This window comes from Paraburkholderia caballeronis (genome assembly GCF_900104845.1).
Lineage (GTDB): Bacteria > Pseudomonadota > Gammaproteobacteria > Burkholderiales > Burkholderiaceae > Paraburkholderia > Paraburkholderia caballeronis.
Genome location: NZ_FNSR01000001.1, coordinates 1,920,894 through 1,940,488 on the forward strand (window position 1 = coordinate 1,920,894; position 19,595 = coordinate 1,940,488).

A 19,595-nucleotide genomic window follows, 5' to 3' on the forward strand; every position below is an offset into this window, starting at 1 on the left:
AAATTACAGGTTTTTCGTCGATCCAGTTGATCGACTTACCAGGGACTTTCCAGGAACCCACCGTGCTGTCTACCGCCAACATCACCATGCAATTCGGGCCGAAGCCCCTGTTCGAGAACATCTCGGTCAAATTCGGCGAAGGCAACCGCTATGGCCTGATCGGCGCGAACGGTTGCGGCAAGTCCACGTTCATGAAGATCCTCGGCGGCGACCTCGAACCGTCGTCCGGCAACGTGATCCTCGAACCGAACGTGCGTCTCGGCAAGCTGCGTCAGGACCAGTTCGCGTACGAGGACGTGCGCGTGCTCGACGTCGTGATGATGGGCCACACCGAGATGTGGGCCGCGATGACCGAGCGCGACGCGATCTACGCGAACCCGGACGCGACCGACGACGACTACATGCACGCCGCCGAACTCGAAGCGAAGTTCGCCGAGTACGACGGCTACACGGCCGAATCGCGCGCGGGCGAACTGCTGCTCGGCATCGGCATCGCGATCGAGTTTCACAACGGCCCGATGAGCGGCGTCGCGCCGGGCTGGAAGCTGCGCGTGCTGCTCGCGCAGGCGCTGTTCTCGAAGCCGGACGTGCTGCTGCTCGACGAACCGACCAACAACCTCGACATCAACTCGATCCGCTGGCTGGAAGATGTTCTGAACGAGTACAACTCGACGATGATCATCATTTCCCACGATCGACACTTCCTGAACCAGGTCTGCACGCACATGGCGGACATGGACTACGGCACGCTGAAGGTCTATCCGGGCAACTACGACGACTACATGCTCGCGTCCACCCAGGCGCGCGAGCGTCAGCAAGCCGCGAACGCGAAGGCGAAGGAACGCGTCGCCGACCTGCAGGACTTCGTGCGCCGCTTCTCCGCGAACAAGTCGAAGGCGCGCCAGGCGACCAGCCGCCTGAAGATGATCGACAAGATCAAGATCGAGGAATTCAAGCCGTCGTCGCGGCAGAATCCGTTCATCCGCTTCGAGTACGAGAAGAAGCTGCACAACATCGCCGTGGTCGCGGACTCGATCACGAAGAAGTACGACCGCGAGATCTTCCGCAACTTCGGGATCAGCGTGCAGCCGGGCGAGCGCATCGCGATCATCGGCGAAAACGGCGCGGGCAAGACGACGCTGCTGCGCGCGCTGTATGGCCAGCTCGCGCTCGACGGCGGCTCGATCAAGTGGGCGGAGAACGCGAACATCGGCTACATGCCGCAGGACACGTACGAAGAGTTTCCGGACGACGTGACGCTGATGGACTGGATCGACCAGTACCGCAAGGAAGGCGACGACGAGCAGTCGGTGCGCGGCACGCTGGGCCGTCTGCTGTTCAACGCGGACGACATCCGCAAGTCGGTGAAGGTGCTGTCGGGCGGCGAGAAGGGCCGCATGATCTGGGGCAAGCTGATGCTCGGCCGCCACAACGTGCTGCTGATGGACGAGCCGACGAACCACATGGACATGGAGTCGATCGAGTCGCTGCAGATCGCGCTGGAGAAGTACGACGGCACGCTGATCTTCGTGTCGCACGACCGCGAGTTCGTGAACGGGCTGGCGAACCGCGTCATCGAAGTCAAAACCGACGGCACGATCAACGATTACAGCGGGAATTACGAGGACTTCCTGGCGAGCCAGGGGGTGCAGTAAGTCCCCTCCATTGCGTGCCCATTGAGGCGACGGAACGCGTCGCCTCAATGGGCCGCTGTATGCTCGACTCCGAAGTCGACGATCTTTGCCTCATCGATCTGTATCGGCCATGAGGCCGACTGTGACGCACCACGATTAGCCTGGCTCCGGGCCGATCCAGCCGCAACGCAATGACCCGGGCGGCCATCGCCCGCAGTTCCACGATGGCGGTGATCCCACGACAGTTGCGGCGCCGCACGGGTTTGTCCTGCTCCACGGCGATCGAAGCGTGACGATGCGTAGCGCGACTGCCATCTCCATTCAGCCTCCCGAAAGCCCGATCTGACAGGCGCGCGGAGCATTGCAAATGAATACGCGCTTCGTGTTGATGGCAATCATGAATACAACAGTATTCCGAAGTGTCGACGCCCATATTTGACTATTCGCAAAATGGGCAGTAGGCGGCAAGCGACTATTGACCCTTTCTCACGTTTATCGAGGATGCGGGTCATCATGTTTCCATCTCATTCGTTTGCGCCATTGAAGATTCGCGGCCGTACGCTGCTGCCCGTCGTCCAGGGCGGCATGGGTGTCGGCATATCGGCGCACCGGCTGGCTGGCAGCGTCGCCCGCGAGGGAGCGGTCGGCACGATCGCCAGCATCGACCTGCGCCATCATCACGACGATCTGATCGAAATGTGCCGCGCCGATCCGCAGCATGAGACGCTCGAACGCGCGAACCTGATCGCGCTCGCGCGCGAGATCGAAGCCGCACGCAAGCTGTCGGGCGGCAACGGGATGATCGCGGTGAACGTGATGAAGGCGGTCCGCGCGCATGCGGACTACGTGCGCGTCGCGTGCGAGAACGGCGCGGACGCGATCGTGATGGGCGCGGGCCTGCCGCTCGATCTGCCGGATATGACGCAGGGCTTCGACGTTGCGCTGATCCCCATCCTGTCCGACTCGCGCGGCGTCGCGCTCGTGCTGAAGAAGTGGATCAAGAAGGGCCGCTTGCCGGACGCGATCGTGATCGAGCATCCGGCGCACGCGGGCGGCCACCTGGGCGTCACGAACATCGACGACATGGCCGATCCGCGTTTCGAGTTCGACCGCGTGCTCGCGGAACTCGAAGCGGTCTACGCATCGCTGGGGCTGTCGCGCGACGACGTGCCGCTGATCGTCGCGGGCGGCATCAACAGTCACGAGGCCGTGCGCAGGTGGCTCGGCGCGGGCGCGAACGGCGTGCAGGTCGGCACGCCGTTCGCGGTGACCGAGGAGGGCGACGCGCATCCGAACTTCAAGCGGGTGCTCGCGGACGCCAAGCCGGAAGACATCGTCGAATTCGTCAGCGTGACCGGGTTGCCCGCGCGCGCGGTGAGGACGCCGTGGCTCACGCGTTATCTGCGCAACGAGTCGCGTGTGCGCGTGAAGCTCGGTCCGCTGAAGCTGCCTTGCACGACGAAGCTCGAATGTCTGTCGGTGTGCGGGCTGCGCGACGGCATCGAGAAGTTCGGCCAGTTCTGCATCGATACGCGTCTCGCGGCGGCGCTGCGCGGCGACGTCGCGAACGGGCTGTTCTTCCGCGGCCGCGAGGCGTTGCCGTTCGGCACCGCGATTCGCAGCGTCCGCGACCTGCTCGAACTGCTGCTGACCGGCGTGGCGCGACCGGCGGTCGCGCGAAGAGCGGCATTTTCACTCGGTTGATTGTTGTCAAAACTGCGAATTCCCCACGCTCTGACAATGCGTGAGCCCTACTGGGCGTACGAAAAAATAACGGGGAATTCGCCATGAAACGTCAAATCAAGTCAATCGCGGCAGCCGCCGCGCTCGCGCTCGGCACCGTCGCCTTCACCAGTCTTGCAGCGACGCCGGCCCGCGCGGCCGACGCGGCGCCCGCTGCGGCGCCTTCGGCCGCCGTGCCGAACGGCGGCATCTACGCCGGCGACTGGCTCGTGCGCCTGCGCGGGATCGGCATCATGCCGGACGCGTCGTCGAACGGCACGCTGAAGGCGCTGAACGCCGACGTGAACAATACGATCGTGCCGGAACTGGACTTCACCTACATGGTGATGGACAACGTTGGCGTCGAACTGATTCTCGGCACGTCGCGCAACCAGGTCACGTCGAGTCTCGGCCGGCTCGGCGGGGTCGGCGTGCTGCCGCCGACGCTGCTGCTGCAATATCACTTCAATCACGCCGGCAAGATCCGCCCGTATGTCGGCGCGGGTCTGAACTACACGCTGTTCTACAACAACGGGCTGCAGGCCGGCGGCCAGCACGTGTCGATCGACAACCATAGCTTCGGTCCGGCGCTGCAGGCGGGCGTCGACATCCAGGTCGCGAAGAACGTGTTCGTGAACGCGGACATCAAGAAGATCTGGATGCGCACCGGCGCGTCGTTGAACGGCTCGTCGCTCGGCACGCTGTACATCGACCCGCTGATCGTCGGTATCGGCGTCGGTATGAAGTTCTGATGCGCGCGGTTCGCCCGTGCGCGAACCCGTGCCTCGAAAGCGAAAACGCCGGCTTTGTCCGGCGTTTCTTTTTGCTCGCGCAAAATTTTCGCGCAAGAGCGGGCCGGTCAGGACGGCTTCTGCCGGAACCGCATCGCGGTGCCTTCGAACTGGATGCGGTCCCATACCGCGCGTTTTTCGTCGTCGGTCATGAACACCCAGTTCGACACTTCGATCGCGGTGCGGCCGCAGCCTTTGCAGATATCGTCGAACAGCGTCGAACAGACGCCGATGCAGGGGCTGTCGGGAAGGTCGTGCAGATTGGAAGCCATCGGAAAGCTCGGGGTCGCGGCGCGGCGGAAGGTTCGCGCCCGCCGGCGCTCGCGTATGTCGTAGCGGAAAGTCCCGCTATGGTAGCCGATTCGCGCCGCGGGCCTGACGGACGGCCGCGCGGACGCCGTCAGCGCGCGATGCTGTAGCCGATCCGCGCGATCCAGTGCTGCCGGCGGTTGTAGTCGAGGATGTCCTCGCCGTAGCCGTTGAAATAGCCGACCCACAGATAACCGCCCCACGCGCTGCCGAGCAGCCGCGCGAGCGGATAGGTGAGCTGCGCGTCGACGCTGCCGTACCAGTGTTTCGTGCCCTTGCGCAGCGTCGTCGCGAGTTGCAGGCCGTCCGGGCTGCCGTATTTGACCAGCAGATCCGCATAACCGCGATACGCGGCGATGTCCGGGTTGTCGTGCTTCGACAGGTAGTAGTAGAGCTTCGGCGATACGGTCAGATGCGTCGACGTCAGGTCGCCGAACTCCCATGTCGGCCGCACGAACACGATGTTGATCCCGCGCGAGTCGTCGCCGCTTTTGCCGTTCGACTCGTGGCCGACGCCGGCCGCGATGCCCATCCGCGAGTACCACGAACTGGCCCAGCCGGTGTCCGCGAGGTAGTAGAACAGTTGCGGCTCGTAGCTGGTGTCGCGGAACGGCGCGGACGTCGCGCTCAGATCCCAGATCGACGTCTGCGTGTACGCGAAATACAGGTTGTCGACGAAACGCTTCGAACGCAGGTCGTCGGGCATCAGGATCCGGTATTTGAAGCTCAACTGGAAACGCGCGCTGGTGTCGCCGTTCTTGCCGGCCGCGACGTAGATCGGCTCGTAGAACGACAGCCGGTCGAGCGCGTTGCGGCTCGTCGTCGAAAGCGTGTCGGCCGGCGTCGCGATCGCACCGACCGTCGCGGCCGGTGCGGCGCCCGTGCTCGTTGTGGTCTGCGTGGACGTCGTCGTCTCGCTTTGAGCCTGTTCGGCGGCGATCACCGCCAACTGGTCCGGCCCGCGGTTCAGCACGACGAGCGACGGCGACGCGTCGAATCCCACCGTGTCGACGCGCACCGCGCCGCGCGCGGCGGCCGGCCACGGCGCGCGAAAACGCACCTTGCGGTACTGGCCCGGTTCGAGCGTCAGCGTGTCCGGCACCCCGGGCTCGCGGCGCAGTTCGAGCGGCGCGGGCGGCTGGTCGCCGTTCGTCAGCGTCACGCGCAGCGTCGGCGGGACCGTCGCGTGCAGCGGCGCGGCGTCGTCGGCGGAATAGAGCAGCGTCAGTTCGAGCGGCTCGGACGCGGCGGCCTCGCGCGGCGGTTGCAGCAGCGCGACGGCCGCGTGGGCGGCGAGCGGGCCGCAGGCGCAGACGGCGGCGATGAGCGCGGCCACGGCGTGCGATGCGGGCCGCCGCAGCGGCGCTGCCAACGGCCCGCTCGGCGTGAACGGGAAGGCGGGCTTCAGCGCGCGGCGTCGGACAGGCGGCCGCGTATCGACATCGGCATCGGCGTTCTTCATGTTGTCGTCCCGGGCGAAGGCGCGCGAAGTCGCGCGGGCGGCGGCGTCGGGCGCCGCGGCGGATACGTTGACAGACGGCTTTGTATCATGCCTCGTCGTCTCAGGCAGCGCGGCGCGACGCGCCATGCGCGGCGGGTGGCCGCGTCACCCGGCGTCCATCCGCGCCGCGCGCGGCCGGACGGACGTTACGGAAAGCCCGGGTCTGGAAGCGCAACGCAAAGCGGCGCGCAGCCTCGGGCAATCCGGCCGCAGGGTCCGCTGGCCGAACGGGCTGCCCACGCATATTTTTGGTGGACACGCGCCGATAACCCGATAAAATTGCGCGCGATTTACCGTCCGGCCCGGTCCGGCAACGCGCGCGGAGAGGCCTGTCCTGTTTGCGCGACAGCGCGGGATTTATTTTGTCGCGTGCGATGATTGATGGTAGGTTTCGGTTTCTCAAGGGGGCCGCGCGGCGCGCGGCATGACGCGGGTGGACCGCTGGCGCTCGCCGGCGCGCACAGGGAAAAGGTGGAGAACGGGATGAAAAGACGGGTGATGGGCCAGCTGGCCGCGCTGGTGCTGTGTGCCGCGCCGTGGGTCGCGTCGGTCGCGAAGGATACGCAGTTGAACGTCTACAACTGGTCCGACTACATCGCCAAGGACACGATCCCGAACTTCACGAAGCAGAGCGGCATCAAGGTCCGCTACGACAACTACGACAGCGACGACACGCTGCAGGCAAAGCTGCTCGCGGGCAATTCCGGTTACGACATCGTCGTGCCGACCAGCAACTACGCGGGCAAGCAGATCGCGGCCGGCATCTTCGCGCCGCTCGACAAGTCGAAAATCCCGAACCTGAAATACCTCGATCCGCAACTGATGGCGCTCGTCGCCGGCGCGGACCCGGGCAACCGCTTCGCGGTGCCGTGGGCGTACGGCACGACCGGCCTCGGCTACAACGTGACGAAGGCGCAGCAGATTCTCGGCAAGGACGTCGCGCTCGACAGCTGGGACATCCTGTTCAAGCCGGAAAACATCTCGAAGCTGAAGGCGTGCGGCGTGTCCGTGCTCGACGCGCCGGACCAGATGTTCGCGGCCGCGCTGCACTACATCGGCAAGGATCCGATGTCCACGAACCCGGACGACTACCGCGCCGCGCTCGCGATGCTGAAGAAGATCCGTCCGTACATCACGCAGTTCAACTCGTCGGGCTACATCAACGACCTGGTCGGCGGCGACATCTGCTTCGCATACGGCTGGTCGGGCGACGTCGTGATCGCGAAGCACCGCGCGCAGGAAGCGAAGAAGCCGTACAAGGTCGAGTACTACATCCCGAAGGGCGGCGCGCCGATCTGGTTCGACGTGATGACGATCCCGAAGGACGCGCAGCACAAGGACGCCGCGCAGGAGTGGATCAACTACATCGAGACGCCGCAGGTCCACGCGGCGATCACGAACGAAGTCTATTACCCGAGCGCGAACGCGGAAGCCCGCAAGTACGTGTCGAAGGACATCGCGAACGACCCGGCCGTGTATCCGCCGCCCGAGGTCGTGAAGACGCTGTTCCTGCTGAAGCCGCTGCCGCCGGAAGTCCAGCGGCTGCAGACGCGGCTGTGGACCGAGTTCAAGTCGGGCCGCTGACGGCGGGCGCCGGCAGCGAAACGCAATACTCCGAGCCCCCGGCGATCGCCGGGGGCTTTGTTCGTCAATCCCCGTAAATCGACATGGCAGGGCCGGGAGAATCATGAGTGACCAGTCGAGCGCGCCGGCCGCACCGGGCGCGCTGCTTTCGGGCAGTGCCGCCGCGGGCGACGCGGCGGACAACTTCGTGCAGGTGGTCGACGTCGTCAAGCAGTTCGGCGACACGACGGCGGTCAGGAACGTCAGCCTGTCGGTGAAGAAGGGCGAACTGTTCGCGCTGCTGGGCAGTTCGGGCTGCGGCAAGTCCACGCTGCTGCGGATGCTCGCCGGCCTTGAGTCCGTCACGTCGGGCAAGATACTGATCGACGGCGAGGACCTCGCGGCGCTGCCGCCGTATCGCCGGCCGGTCAACATGATGTTCCAGTCGTACGCGCTGTTCCCGCACATGACGGTCGAGTCGAACGTCGCGTTCGGGCTGCGCCAGGAAGGCGTGAAGAAGGCCGAACTGAAGGAGCGCGTGCAGGGGGCGCTCGAACTCGTGCAGATGGCGCGTTACGCGAAGCGCAAGCCGCATCAGCTGTCCGGCGGCCAGCAGCAGCGCGTCGCGCTCGCGCGCTCGCTGGTGAAGCGGCCGAAGCTGCTGCTGCTCGACGAGCCGATGTCCGCGCTCGACAAGCAGATTCGCCAGCGCACGCAGATCGAGCTGGTCAACATCCTCGACAAGGTCGGCGTCACCTGCATCATGGTCACGCACGACCAGGAAGAGGCGATGACGATGGCCGGCCGCCTCGCGGTGATGAGCGAAGGCCAGATCGTGCAGCTCGGCACGCCGCACGAGGTGTACGAGTATCCGAACAGCCGCTTCTCGGCCGAGTTCATCGGCTCGGCGAACCTGTTCGACGGCCACGTCGTCGAGGACGAGCCGGACCACGTGTTCGTCGAATCGACCGAACTGCCGGTGCGGCTCTACGTGAACCACGGGATCACCGGGCCGCTCGGGATGCCGGTCACGATCTCGGTGCGGCCGGAGCGCGTCGCGCTCACGCGCAAGCCGCCCGAAGGCACGTTCAACTGGGCGCACGGCGTCGTGAAGAACATCGCGTACATGGGCGGTTATTCGCTGTATCACGTGCTGCTCGATTCGGGCAAGACGGTGATCGCGAACATGTCGAGCCTCGCGCTGTCCGAGATCGACTCGCCGACGTGGGACGACGAGGTGTACGTGCGCTGGAGCGCGTCGGCCGGCGTGGTGCTGACGTCATGAAGGCCGCGCTCACCCGCGTCGCGCAGTGGCCGGTGCGGCGCTTCGGGCTGTCGGGCCGCACGGCCGTGATCGCCGGGCCGTTCGTCTGGCTGCTGCTGTTTTTCCTCGTGCCGTTCCTGCTCGTCGTGAAGATCAGCTTCGCGGACCAGCAACTCGGCATCCCGCCGTATACGCAGCTCGTCACGTTCGCGGACGGCGTGCTGCACATCGCGCTCGACCTGTCGCACTACGCGTTCCTGTTCCAGGACAGCCTGTATTTCGCGACCTACGTGAATTCGGTGGTCGTCGCGGCGATCTCGACGCTGCTGTGCCTCGTGATCGGCTACCCGATGGCGTATTACATCGCGCGTTCGAGCCCCGCGCGGCGCAACCTGCTGATGATGGGCGTGATGCTGCCGTTCTGGACGTCGTTCCTGATCCGCGTGTACGCGTGGATCGGCATCCTGAAGAACAACGGGCTGCTGAACAACTTCCTGATGTCGATCGGGCTCATTCACGTGCCGATCGAGCTGTACCGCACGAACACGGCGGTCTACATCGGGATGGTCTATTCGTATCTGCCGTTCCTCGTGATGCCGCTGTACGCGCACCTCGTGAAGATGGACATGACGCTGCTCGAAGCCGCGTACGACCTCGGCGCGAAGCCGTGGCGCGCGTTCGTCGAGATCACGCTGCCGCTGTCGAAGAACGGGGTCGTCGCGGGCTGCCTGCTCGTGTTCATTCCGGCGGTCGGCGAGTACGTGATTCCGGAACTGCTCGGCGGCGCGAATACGCTGATGATCGGCCGCGTCATGTGGAACGAGTTCTTCGACAACGCGGACTGGCCGATGGCGTCGGCGGTCACGTGCGCGATGGTGTTGCTGCTGCTGGTGCCGATGGCGCTGTTCCAGCACTACCAGGCGAAGGAACTGGAGGGCCGCGGACGATGAAGCCGAACCGCGCTCTTCAGATCCTCGCGCTCGGCCTCGGCTTCGCGTTCCTGTACATCCCGATCGTCAGCCTGATCGTCTATTCGTTCAACGAGTCGCAGCTCGTCACCGTGTGGACGCGCTTTTCGACGCGCTGGTACGTCGCGCTCGTGAACGACGACGAACTGATCGCGGCCGCGTGGCTGTCGCTGCGGATCGGGCTGATGACCGCGTTCGCGTCGGTCGTGATCGGCACGTGGGCGGGTTTCGTGCTCGCGCGGATGGGCCGCTTTCGCGGCTTCACGCTGTACACCGGGATGATCAACGCGCCGCTCGTGATTCCCGAGGTGATCCAGGGCATTTCGCTCCTGCTGCTGTTCGTCGAGATGGGCAAGCTGCTCGGCTGGCCGGCGGGGCGCGGCGTCTTCACGATCTGGATCGGCCACGTGATGCTGTGCATCTCGTATGTCGCGATCATCGTGCAGTCGCGCGTGCGCGAACTGAATCCGTCGCTGGAGGAGGCCGCGCTCGACCTCGGCGCGACCCCGCTGAAGGTGTTTTTCACGATCACGCTGCCGCTGATCTCGCAGGCGCTGATGGCCGGCTGGCTGCTGTCGTTCACGCTGTCGATCGACGACCTCGTGCTGTCCGCGTTCCTGTCCGGCCCCGGTTCGACGACGCTGCCGCTCGTCGTGTTCTCGCGCGTGCGGCTCGGGCTGAACCCGGAGATGAACGCGCTCGCGACGCTGTTCATCCTCGTCGTCACGATCGGCGTCGTGCTCGGCAATCATTTCATGCAGCGCGCCGAACGGCGGCGCACGGCGATGGCGCAGTAGCCAGTAGCGGGCCGGCACGTTGGGCGCGGGGACATCGAAAGGCGCGGGGTGAACACCTCGCGCTTTTTTTTCGACGTGCGCTGGCGGTTCGGCCATGTGCGCACGGTCGTTTGCACGGCGCGCGGAGCATGGCGCTATGATCGGGGGCGGGCCGAACCGGCCCGGCAGCGGAAGCACGATGATCGAAGCTATGTTGGCGCGCGGCGCGTTCAGCGCGGGTTGGGACCAGTTGATCCGGCTATGGGAGCTGATCGTGATGGTCTGCCGCTTTCTGTGGGAACTGCTGCGGCTGTTGAGCGGCGGCGGATGACGCACGCGGCGCGCGAACCCCATGAGGGCACACGATGATTATTGAAGACTCCACCCGCCGCTTCAGCGACCGGGTCGCGGATTACGTGAAGTACAGGCCGACGTATCCGCGCGAAGTGGTGACGTTCGTGCACGCGGAATGCGCGGTCGCGCCGGGTGCGCCGGTCGCCGACATCGGCGCGGGCACCGGCATTTCGGCGCGGCTCTTTCTCGACGCGGGGCATCCGGTGTTCGCGGTCGAGCCGAACGCCGCGATGCGCGCGGCGGCCGATGCGTGGCTCGCCGGTTTCCCCGCGTACCGCAGCGTCGCGGGCACCGCGGAGGCGACGACGCTCGACGCCGCGAGCGTCGATCTCGTGATCGCCGCGCAGGCGTTCCACTGGTTCGACAAGGCGGGCGCGCGGCGCGAGTTCGCGCGCATTCTGAAGCCGCGCGGCGCGATCGCGCTGTTCTGGAACAGCCGCCTGCTCGAAGGCTCCGCGTTCCTGACCGGCTACGAGGCGCTGCTGCAACGCTATTGCCCGGACTATGCGCGGGTCGCGGAAAGTTATCCGGACGACGCGGCGATGGCCGACTGGTTCGGCGACGGCTTCGAGCACAGGACCGTGTTCCCGAACGCACAGTGGCTCGACTTCGACGGGCTGAAAGGGCGGTTGATGTCGTCGTCGTATGCGCCGAAGGCCGGCGATCCGCATCATGAGCCGATGCTGGCCGCACTGCGCGAACTGTTCGACGCGACCGCGCGCGATGGCCGCGTGAACTTCGAATACGAGACGCGCGTGTACGCGGGCCGCCCGCTGCGCGACCGCGCGTGAGTCCTGTGAGAGTGGCTCGCGGGATCAGCGCGCGAACACGTAGTCGCGTTCGCGCACGCGCCGCGTGCGGCGCCGGAACTCGAACGTGAAGCCCGGCCAGATGGCGGTGTTGCGGCCGTCCTTCGTCTGATACCAGCTGCGGCAGCCGGACTGCCACACCGACCGCTTCATGTCGCGCTGAAGCCGCTCGTTGAACGCGTGCTGCACGTCGGCGCGCACGGCCATCGAGCGCGCGCCGTTGCGCCGTAGCGCGCGGATGCAGTCCGCGACATAGCGGATCTGCGACTCGATCATGTAGATCATCGAGCTATGCCCGAGGCCGGTGTTCGGGCCGGCGAGCAGGAACAGGTTCGGGAAGCCGGCGACGGTCGTGCCGAGATACGCCTGCGGGCCGTCGCGTCGCCACGCCGCGCCGAGATCCGCGCCGTTCGCGCCGACGATCTCGAACGGCGCATCGGCGTCGTTGAAGCGAAAGCCGGTGCCGCAGACGATCGCGTCGAGCGGATGATGCGCGCCGTCGGCGGTCACAATGCCGTCCGCGACGATCTCGCGGATCGCGGTCGTCACGACGTCGACGTTCGGCTGCGCGAGCGCCGGATAATAGTCGCTCGACAGCAGCACGCGCTTGCAGCCGAGCACGTAGTCGGGCGTCAGTTTCGCGCGCAGCGCCGGGTCCGCGACCTTACGCGCGAGATACGCGTGCGCGAATTTCATCGAGCCGCGCATCAGCCGCGGGTTCGCGATGAACGCGAGCGCATGCGCTTCGAGTTGCCAGTAGATCGCGCCGCGCACGATCCGTTGCGCGAGCGGCAGGCGCGCGAACAGCCGCTGCGTTCGCGGGCCGATCGCAAGATCGCGGCGCGGCAGCACCCATGGCGCGGTGCGCTGGAACACGGTCAGACGCGCGACACGCGGCTGGATCTGCGGCACGAACTGGATCGCGCTCGCGCCGGTGCCGATCACGCCGACGCGCATGCCGTCGAGCGCATAGTCGTGATCCCAGCGCGCGGAGTGGAACAGCCGGCCTTCGAACCGTTCGATGCCGTCGATGTCCGGCATCGCGGGGCGCGACAGCGGACCGCTCGCGGCGATCAGCAGATCGGCTTCGACGGTTCGACGCGCGCCGTCGCAGTCGACGTCGATCGTCCAGACGCCGCGCGTGTCGTCGAAGCGCGCGGCGCTCACGCGCGAGCGGCAGCGGATGAACCGCTCGACGTCGTACCTGCGCGCGCAATGCAGCAGGTACGCGAGGATTTCGCGCTGCGTGCCGTACGTGCGCGACCACGCGGGATTCGGCTCGAACGAGAACGAATAGAGGTGCGAGGGCACGTCGCACGCGGCGCCCGGATAGGTGTTGTCGCGCCACGTGCCGCCCGGCGTGTCGCCGGCTTCGTAGATCGTGAACGATTCGATGCCGAGGCGTAGCAGGCGGATCGCCATGCCGATGCCGGCGAAGCCGCTGCCGACGATCGCGATGCGCGGCGTCGTTGACGGACCAGAGCGCATGCTGTTCCCGTGTGATGGAGATTGACGCGACGCCCGCGTTGCTACGCGGCGTCCGGAAAAGCGGACGGGCTCCGCGAGGAGCCCGTCGTCGTATGGCGTCCGGCGCGAGCGCCGACGCGTTATGCCGGCGCGGCCCGGTTTTCGATGGGTTAGCTGTTGTCCCAGTTGCCCGAGTCGCCGTTGCTGCCCATGTCGACGCCGCCGGAACCGCTGCCGTCGTCCCAGTCGTTCGAGCCCTGGCCGAAATCGACGCCGCCGTCGTTGTTGCTGCCGTCGCGCTGGATGCGGCGGCCCTCGTCGTCGACCAGCACGTCGCGTTCGATCACGCGGTCGCCGCGTCCGCCGCCGAGCACCTGGCCGAGCAGCACGCCGGTCAGCAGGCCGCCCATGCCGCCGCCGAACCCGCCGCCGCCTTGCTGTACGATCACCTGCGGCGGTTGTTGCGGCGGATACGGGCCTTGCGGCTGACGGCCGAAGTTCGCGTCGGCTTCGCGCGCATACGGGGAGTCGCCGCCCGCCGGCGCGGCTTGCGCGGGCGCCGCGTTCGGATCGGGGCGGCCTTCGGCGCGCGCCTTCAGGCTTTCCACCTGGCGTTCGAGATCCTCGATCTGATACGGCGGCACCGGATTCGCGCTGTTCGACAGCGCCTCGACGAGACCGCGCAGTTGCGTCTCCAGACCTTCGGTTTCGCGTTCGAGCACGTCATGGCCCGCGGCGGTCGACAGCTTCAGGTCGAGCTTCAGCGTGCGCACCGCGTTCAGCAGTTCGGTCGCGCGCCGCAACTGGTCACGGCGCTCGTCGCCCGCCTTCGAGTCCTCGGTGGACTTCGCGCGGCGCAGCGTCCAGCGCAGCACGAGCGCGACCAGCGCGATCACCAGCGCGATGCCGATCCATGCGCCGATCGACGGCCCGTGATGCGCGCTTGCGCCGAGCGCGGCGACGGCCGGCGCGGCCGCGGCCTGCGGCTGCACGAACGGATTGGCGGCGCGGCTCGTCGTGCCGCCGTTCGCGCGCGCGGCGTCGGAGCGGATGCGCGACTCGATCTGCGCGAAACGCGACGGCGACGCGAAGTGCAGTTGCGGATCGAGCGACTTCGCCTGCTCGATCTGCGCGAGCGCGTCCGCATAACGGCCTTCGCGATGCAGCACCTGCGCATACAGATAATGGGCGTGCGCGCTGTCCGGATGCGCTGCGAGCACCTGCACGAGCCCGGCGTCCGCGCGCTGCCAGTCGCCTTGCGACATCGCGGATTCGATTTGCTGGACGGTCGGTACCGCAAACGCCGCGCCGCTCGCGAACGCGAGCGAGGCGAGGAGGGCGGCGAGAAACTTTTTCATGTGCCAAGCCGGGCGGCTTCGACGCCCGTCTCCATGACGATTCGGAAAACGTGGATGCGGCGCACGATGACACCGCATCCGGTCACGTCCGCCGCGTTACTGCGCGGGCGTGTTCAACTGCTTCTTCAGTGCTTCGAGCCGGTCGTCGACGGACGGCCCCTTGTTCAGCGCGGCGAGCTTGTCCTCAAGCGCCTTGCCGCTCGACACGTCCGCCGAGTTCAGGCGTGCATCGGAGCGCGCGTTCGACAGCGAGACCTTTTCCTCCAGCCGCTCGAAGTCGCCGGACAGATTCTTGCCGCCGATGCCGCCGAGCGCGGTGGCCGCGACGTCCTTCGCCTGCGCGATCTGCTGCTTCGCCTGCAGGATGTTCGAGCGCGCGTTCAGGTCGTTGCGGCGCTGGCGCATCTCGTCGATCTGCTGCTTCAGTTGATCGACGGACGGTTCGAGTTTCGCGAGTTCGGTGGCGAGCGCGTCGCGCTCCGCTTCGGCGGTGGCCTGCGCGCCGAGCGCCTCGCGCGCGAGCGCTTCATCGCCGGATTGCAGCGCGCGCTTCGCGCCGTCCTCGTACTTCTTCGCCTTGTCGGCCGCGACATCGCGCTTGCTTTGCTGCGTCGCGACCTGCGCCTGGATCTCGATGAGCGAGTTCTCGGCCTTCGCGATGCTTTCGTCCAGTTCGCGCACGATCTGGCGCGCGTCGCGGGACGGGTCCTGCACGGATTCGGCTGCGTCGTTCAGCAGCCCCTTGAGCGTGCGCGAGATGGTGTCAAAAAGCGACATGAATTCCTCCATGGATTGAGATCGGCAGGCGGCCTGCCGAGATGCATGCATGCCCGGTTCGCGGGTCGGCTCTCGTGAGCTTACGCCGCTTTGTGCGAGCCGCGCATGTTGCGCGCAAATCGGGGCGGTAACGCCGATTGCAATAGCGCGCGCAGCGGTTTTGTCGCATTGCGTTCGCTCGCGTGAACTGCTACGGGCGCCGTTGCTGGCGGATATTACACCACGGCTGATCTTAAACGCGGCTTAAAGCCGCGGGTCGCGGCGGCGGGCATGGAAATGCTCAGCGCGTTGCGGGGTGGGGGCTAGCGGGGGTATCGAGCAGGGTGAAACCGTTTCGATGCGAGCGATGAATGACGTTGCGGGGCAACGGGTTACTTTGCGGAACACGGTGCGGGTCGAACGGGATCGCGCGTGCGCGTTCGGATAGATGCTTGCTGCGTCGGCGGCGCTGCCGCACCCGGCTTCGCGTCTCCGCTCAAGCGAAGTGGCCGTCCTCGGGCGCGGGGCCGCCGCGATGTTCGTCCGCGTCGTCGTGCGCGATCGCGGGCCGCATCGCTTTCGCGAACGGCGACGACGACAGCGAACGCGGCGGATCGTCTTCGAGACGCGTTTCGTTGGTGCAGGAAAGCCCGGCGTCGTCGGCTTCGGCGCTCAGGCGAGCGACCGCCTGCGCGATCTCGCGGGCCGCGCGTCCCACGTCCGGTTCGGCCGCGAGCGGTGAAGCCGCAGTGAGCGGATTCGCGTGTTGCGTTTCGTCGATCGCGGGAGCGTGGCCAGCCTGCTGCACGAGCGGCGCGGATTCGTCCGTGTGGTCGCGAGCCTCCGCGCGTTCATCGTGCGACTGCGCGGCCTCTGTCGCTTCCTGCGCCGCGAGCGTGCCGCGCAGCGCGCTGCCGCGCCCGTGCCGCAGCGGCCGCGCCGCCTTGCGCAGCACTTGCGCGAGCGCGTCCGGCTCGCGCGGCGCGTTCAGCCGGTCGACGATGCTCGCCGCCTTCACCTGGTCGCTGGTCGCGCTGAACGCGATCACCGCGCGGCGCATCAGTTCGCTGACGCTGATGCCGAGCCCGTCGGCGGTGGCAGCGATCGCGCGCTTCTGCGCGGGCGTGACGAAGACGACGATGCGTTCACTAGGCTTGTTCATGGTCGGCGGACTCGGCTTCGTGGGGCCGCGGTTCCGGTCGCGCGAAACAGCCGCGGGACGCGGGGCGTGATGCGAGAGGTTTGGCGTGCGGCTGGAATTCATCATACGGCGTCACCGCCGATCCGCAAGCGAAGCGTGTTCCCACGGTGCGGCGGCGCGCATACGGGCGGCGCAAGAATATGCCGCGCGATCAAGCGGTTGGCGCGTTTTCCGGCGACTTGTCCCCAAGCCTGTGAACAGTTTCTGTGTATAACCGCGGAAGCCGCGCATCGAGCGGCTTTTTTCGCGCCGTAGCCCCGGCGGGCCGCGCACGCGTGGAATTTCTTACAAAAAAAGCCGGTCCGGCCCGACGGAAATTTATTTAGAATGCGCTGTTACATTGTGCGCGGCGGCAAAACGTCGTCGCGCCGCGCGGCCGAACGGGGGACGGGGCCGCGCGAAAGCGGCGTTCCGCCGGGCGCCGCCGCGACGAGCCGCAGTGGCGCGATGACGCCATGACCCAGATTCTTGCGCGCGAGCCGCGCGCAGCAGGGGCGTGAACGATCCGCGCCATTCATTCCAGTCATGCCTATCATTAAACGACCGCCATCACCGCAGTACCCGAACGACGATCGGGAACCTTCCTTCCACCACGGCAACGGCAGCGAGCCGCCGCGCCACACCACGTCGCGCGACGGCGTCGCGCGCCGGCGTTCGCTCGGCGCGTCGATCGCGCTCGGGTTCTTCGGCCTGATCGCGACGCTGGTCGTCGTCGGCGCGCTGATCGCCGGTTATGCGCTCGTCGTGATGGGGCCGCAGTTGCCGTCGCTCGACGCGCTGACCGACTATCGCCCGAAGGTGCCGCTGCGCGTATATACCGCCGACCACGTGCTGATCGGCGAGTTCGGCGAGGAGCGGCGTCAACTGGTGCGCTTCCAGGACATCCCGGACGTGATGAAGAAGGCGGTGCTCGCGATCGAGGACTATCGCTTCTACGAGCACGGCGGCGTCGATTTCGTCGGCATCCTGCGCGCGGGTTTCGCGGACCTCTCGCATGGCGGCGCATCGCAGGGCGCGAGCACGATCACGATGCAGGTCGCGCGCAACTTCTTCCTGTCGAGCGAAAAGACCTACACCCGTAAGATCTACGAGATGCTGCTCGCGTACAAGATCGAACGCGCGCTGACGAAGGACCAGATTCTTGAGCTGTACATGAACCAGATCTATCTGGGCCAGCGCGCATACGGTTTCTCGGCCGCCGCGCGCGTGTACTTCGGCAAGGACCTGAAGGACATCACGCTTGCCGAGGCCGCGATGCTCGCGGGCCTGCCGAAGGCGCCGTCCGCGTACAACCCCGTCGTGAATCCGCGCCGCGCGAAGATCCGCCAGGAGTACATCCTGAAGCGGATGCTCGATCTGAGGTACATCACGCAGGCGCAGTACGACGAAGCGCTGAAGCAGCCGATCGTGACGCGCGGGGCCGGCAACGAGTACAGCGTGCACGCGGAGTACGTCGCGGAAATGGTGCGGCAGATGATGTACGCGCAGTATCGCGACGAAACGTACACGCGCGGGCTCACCGTCACGACGACGATCGACTCCGGCGACCAGGACGCCGCCTATCGCGCGGTGCGCAAGGGCGTGATGGACTACGAGCGGCGTCACGGCTATCGCGGGCCGGAAGGTTTCGTCGCGTTGCCGGCCGATAGCGACGACCGCGAGCAGGCGATCGACGATGCGCTCTCCGACCATCCGGACAACGGCGAGATCGTCGCGGCGGTCGTCACGTCGGCCGCGCCGAAGGAAGTGAAGGCGCAACTGCTCGACGGCACCGCGATCACCGTGAACGGCGACGGGCTGCGGTTCGTCGCGGCCGCGCTGTCGCCGCGTGCGTCGCAGACGCTCGCGATCCGGGCTGGTTCGATCGTGCGCGTCGTCGCCGACGACAAGGGCAACTGGCAGATCACGCAACTGCCGCAGGTCGAAGGCGCGCTCGTGTCGCTGACGCCGCAGGACGGCGCGATCCGCGCGCTGATCGGCGGCTTCGACTTCAACAAGAACAAGTTCAACCACATCACGCAGGCGTGGCGTCAGCCGGGTTCGAGCTTCAAGCCGTTCATCTATTCGGCCGCGCTCGAAAAGGGCCTCGGGCCGGCCACGATCATCAACGACGCGCCGCTGTACTTTCCGCCGACGACGCCGGGCGGCGACGCGTGGGAGCCGAAGGACGACGACCAGCCGGACGGCCCGATGCCGATGCGGCTCGCGTTGCAGAAGTCGAAGAACCTCGTGTCGATCCGGATCCTGTCGTTCATCGGCACGAAGTACGCGCAGGACTACGTGACGCAGCGCTTCGGCTTCGACGCGGACAAGACGCCGCCGTATCTGCCGATGGCGCTCGGCGCGGGGCTCGTCACGCCGTTGCAGTCGGCGGGCGCGTACTCGGTGTTCGCGAACGGCGGTTACCGGATCAATCCGTATCTGATCGCCGAGGTGGACGACGCGCATGGTCAGCCGCTGCTGAAGGCGCAGCCGCTCGTCGCCGGACAGAACGCGCCGCAGACGCTGACGCCGCGCAATGCGTTCGTGATGAACAGCCTGCTGCATTCGGTGGCGACCGCCGGCACCGGCGCGGGCACGAACGTGCTGCGCCGCTCGGACCTGCAAGGCAAGACCGGTACGACGAACGACGCGAAGGACGGCTGGTTCGCCGGTTATCAGCGCACGCTCGTCGCGGTGGCGTGGATGGGTTACGACCAGCCGAAGAGCCTCGGCAGCCGCGAGTTCGGCGCGCAGCTCGCGCTGCCGATCTGGGTCGAGTACATGCAGCGCGCGCTGCGCGGCGTGCCGCAGGAAGAGCCGCCGACGCCGGACGGCGTGACGACTGTCGACGGCGAACTGTTCTTCGCGGACAAGACGCCGGGCAATGGCTTCGTCGCGAGCATCGGTCTCGATGCGGCGAATCCGGCGGGCGGCGCGACCGACATGGTCGGCGGTGTCGGGCCGGCCGGGATGACGCCTCCGCCGCCCCCTCCGCCGGACGTATCGTCGAACGAGAAGAAGCAGATCATGGACTTGTTCGAGACGAACAAGCCTTGATCCGGGGGCCGTTCGCCGACGCGACCCGAAATGTCGCGTCGGCTGCGGACCGCATCACGACCATCACGCCATCACGCGCACGC

The 19,595-nt window shown here is 66.8% G+C and carries 16 protein-coding genes; 10 read left to right on the forward strand and 6 right to left on the reverse strand.

Annotation, left to right across the window (positions count from 1 at the left end; genetic code table 11):
- Positions 1 to 62: 62 nt before the first annotated feature.
- From BLV92_RS08540 to BLV92_RS08550, 3 genes are all read left to right on the forward strand, one after another.
- Positions 63 to 1,655, forward strand: a complete 1,593-nt coding sequence (locus BLV92_RS08540; RefSeq protein WP_090544032.1) for an ABC-F family ATPase — start codon at positions 63 to 65, stop codon at positions 1,653 to 1,655.
- A gap of 492 nt (positions 1,656 to 2,147) precedes the next feature.
- Complete coding sequence (locus BLV92_RS08545) at positions 2,148 to 3,338, forward strand: NAD(P)H-dependent flavin oxidoreductase (RefSeq protein WP_090546927.1); 1,191 nt, start codon at positions 2,148 to 2,150, stop codon at positions 3,336 to 3,338.
- A gap of 83 nt (positions 3,339 to 3,421) precedes the next feature.
- Complete coding sequence (locus BLV92_RS08550; RefSeq protein ID WP_090544034.1) at positions 3,422 to 4,108, forward strand: OmpW/AlkL family protein; 687 nt, start codon at positions 3,422 to 3,424, stop codon at positions 4,106 to 4,108.
- Positions 4,109 to 4,215: 107 nt separating this feature from the next.
- Here BLV92_RS08550 and BLV92_RS08555 read toward each other — a convergent pair whose 3' ends face one another.
- On the reverse strand, positions 4,216 to 4,419 hold the full coding sequence (locus tag BLV92_RS08555) for a DUF1289 domain-containing protein (protein WP_090544036.1): 204 nt from the start codon (positions 4,417 to 4,419) through the stop codon (positions 4,216 to 4,218).
- Positions 4,420 to 4,547: 128 nt separating this feature from the next.
- Positions 4,548 to 5,918, reverse strand: coding sequence for a phospholipase A (locus BLV92_RS08560; RefSeq protein ID WP_090544038.1), 1,371 nt, complete (start codon positions 5,916 to 5,918; stop codon positions 4,548 to 4,550).
- 522 nt (positions 5,919 to 6,440) lie between these two features.
- Between BLV92_RS08560 and BLV92_RS08565 the strand changes: the two genes are divergently transcribed.
- The 6 genes from BLV92_RS08565 to BLV92_RS08585 all read left to right on the forward strand — a co-directional run bounded on the left by BLV92_RS08565 (position 6,441) and on the right by BLV92_RS08585 (position 11,673).
- Positions 6,441 to 7,541: a polyamine ABC transporter substrate-binding protein gene (locus tag BLV92_RS08565; RefSeq protein ID WP_090544040.1), complete on the forward strand. Its 1,101-nt coding sequence runs from the start codon at positions 6,441 to 6,443 to the stop codon at positions 7,539 to 7,541.
- A gap of 103 nt (positions 7,542 to 7,644) precedes the next feature.
- Entirely contained in the window at positions 7,645 to 8,805 is a 1,161-nt protein-coding gene (locus BLV92_RS08570; protein WP_090544042.1) for an ABC transporter ATP-binding protein, read from the forward strand.
- Positions 8,802 to 9,734, forward strand: coding sequence for an ABC transporter permease subunit (locus tag BLV92_RS08575; protein WP_090544045.1), 933 nt, complete (start codon positions 8,802 to 8,804; stop codon positions 9,732 to 9,734). Before BLV92_RS08570 ends, BLV92_RS08575 begins: the two co-directional genes overlap by 4 nt.
- Positions 9,731 to 10,549, forward strand: coding sequence for an ABC transporter permease subunit (locus BLV92_RS08580; protein ID WP_090544047.1), 819 nt, complete (start codon positions 9,731 to 9,733; stop codon positions 10,547 to 10,549). Before BLV92_RS08575 ends, BLV92_RS08580 begins: the two co-directional genes overlap by 4 nt.
- Positions 10,550 to 10,727: 178 nt before the next feature.
- Entirely contained in the window at positions 10,728 to 10,859 is a 132-nt protein-coding gene (locus BLV92_RS32880; RefSeq protein ID WP_256216052.1) for a hypothetical protein, read from the forward strand.
- 34 nt (positions 10,860 to 10,893) lie between these two features.
- Positions 10,894 to 11,673, forward strand: coding sequence for a class I SAM-dependent methyltransferase (locus BLV92_RS08585; RefSeq protein WP_167627006.1), 780 nt, complete (start codon positions 10,894 to 10,896; stop codon positions 11,671 to 11,673).
- Positions 11,674 to 11,697: 24 nt separating this feature from the next.
- Here the strand turns inward: BLV92_RS08585 and BLV92_RS08590 are convergent, their stop codons facing one another.
- The 4 genes from BLV92_RS08590 to BLV92_RS08605 all read right to left on the reverse strand — a co-directional run bounded on the left by BLV92_RS08590 (position 11,698) and on the right by BLV92_RS08605 (position 16,434).
- Positions 11,698 to 13,179, reverse strand: a complete 1,482-nt coding sequence (locus BLV92_RS08590) for a flavin-containing monooxygenase (protein WP_090544049.1) — start codon at positions 13,177 to 13,179, stop codon at positions 11,698 to 11,700.
- A 149-nt stretch (positions 13,180 to 13,328) separates the two neighbouring features.
- Positions 13,329 to 14,516 (reverse strand): tetratricopeptide repeat protein, encoded by a 1,188-nt coding sequence (locus BLV92_RS08595; RefSeq protein WP_090544051.1) that lies wholly within the window; start codon positions 14,514 to 14,516, stop codon positions 13,329 to 13,331.
- A gap of 96 nt (positions 14,517 to 14,612) precedes the next feature.
- Positions 14,613 to 15,293 (reverse strand): PspA/IM30 family protein, encoded by a 681-nt coding sequence (locus BLV92_RS08600; protein ID WP_090546931.1) that lies wholly within the window; start codon positions 15,291 to 15,293, stop codon positions 14,613 to 14,615.
- A gap of 475 nt (positions 15,294 to 15,768) precedes the next feature.
- The gene (locus BLV92_RS08605) at positions 15,769 to 16,434 is read right to left on the reverse strand and encodes a hypothetical protein (RefSeq protein ID WP_090544053.1); all 666 of its coding nucleotides are present in this window, start codon (positions 16,432 to 16,434) and stop codon (positions 15,769 to 15,771) included.
- A 564-nt stretch (positions 16,435 to 16,998) separates the two neighbouring features.
- On the opposite strand from BLV92_RS08605, the gene BLV92_RS08610 reads away from it, so the two are divergent.
- Entirely contained in the window at positions 16,999 to 19,512 is a 2,514-nt protein-coding gene (locus BLV92_RS08610; RefSeq protein ID WP_090544055.1) for a penicillin-binding protein 1A, read from the forward strand.
- Positions 19,513 to 19,595 lie beyond the last annotated feature (83 nt).

What these genes read in the sequence shown, in the direction of transcription:
- BLV92_RS08545 (WP_090546927.1), top strand. Translation starts at nt 2,148, where the DNA reads ATGTTTCCATCTCATTCGTTTGCGCCATTGAAGATTCGCGGCCGTACG.
- BLV92_RS08550 (WP_090544034.1), top strand. Translation starts at nt 3,422, where the DNA reads ATGAAACGTCAAATCAAGTCAATCGCGGCAGCCGCCGCGCTCGCGCTC.
- BLV92_RS08555 (WP_090544036.1), bottom strand. Translation starts at nt 4,419, where the DNA reads ATGGCTTCCAATCTGCACGACCTTCCCGACAGCCCCTGCATCGGCGTC.
- BLV92_RS08560 (WP_090544038.1), bottom strand. Translation starts at nt 5,918, where the DNA reads ATGAAGAACGCCGATGCCGATGTCGATACGCGGCCGCCTGTCCGACGC.
- BLV92_RS08565 (WP_090544040.1), top strand. Translation starts at nt 6,441, where the DNA reads ATGAAAAGACGGGTGATGGGCCAGCTGGCCGCGCTGGTGCTGTGTGCC.
- BLV92_RS08570 (WP_090544042.1), top strand. Translation starts at nt 7,645, where the DNA reads ATGAGTGACCAGTCGAGCGCGCCGGCCGCACCGGGCGCGCTGCTTTCG.
- BLV92_RS08575 (WP_090544045.1), top strand. Translation starts at nt 8,802, where the DNA reads ATGAAGGCCGCGCTCACCCGCGTCGCGCAGTGGCCGGTGCGGCGCTTC.
- BLV92_RS08580 (WP_090544047.1), top strand. Translation starts at nt 9,731, where the DNA reads ATGAAGCCGAACCGCGCTCTTCAGATCCTCGCGCTCGGCCTCGGCTTC.
- BLV92_RS32880 (WP_256216052.1), top strand. Translation starts at nt 10,728, where the DNA reads ATGATCGAAGCTATGTTGGCGCGCGGCGCGTTCAGCGCGGGTTGGGAC.
- BLV92_RS08585 (WP_167627006.1), top strand. Translation starts at nt 10,894, where the DNA reads ATGATTATTGAAGACTCCACCCGCCGCTTCAGCGACCGGGTCGCGGAT.
- BLV92_RS08590 (WP_090544049.1), bottom strand. Translation starts at nt 13,179, where the DNA reads ATGCGCTCTGGTCCGTCAACGACGCCGCGCATCGCGATCGTCGGCAGC.
- BLV92_RS08595 (WP_090544051.1), bottom strand. Translation starts at nt 14,516, where the DNA reads ATGAAAAAGTTTCTCGCCGCCCTCCTCGCCTCGCTCGCGTTCGCGAGC.
- BLV92_RS08600 (WP_090546931.1), bottom strand. Translation starts at nt 15,293, where the DNA reads ATGTCGCTTTTTGACACCATCTCGCGCACGCTCAAGGGGCTGCTGAAC.
- BLV92_RS08605 (WP_090544053.1), bottom strand. Translation starts at nt 16,434, where the DNA reads ATGAACAAGCCTAGTGAACGCATCGTCGTCTTCGTCACGCCCGCGCAG.
- BLV92_RS08610 (WP_090544055.1), top strand. Translation starts at nt 16,999, where the DNA reads ATGCCTATCATTAAACGACCGCCATCACCGCAGTACCCGAACGACGAT.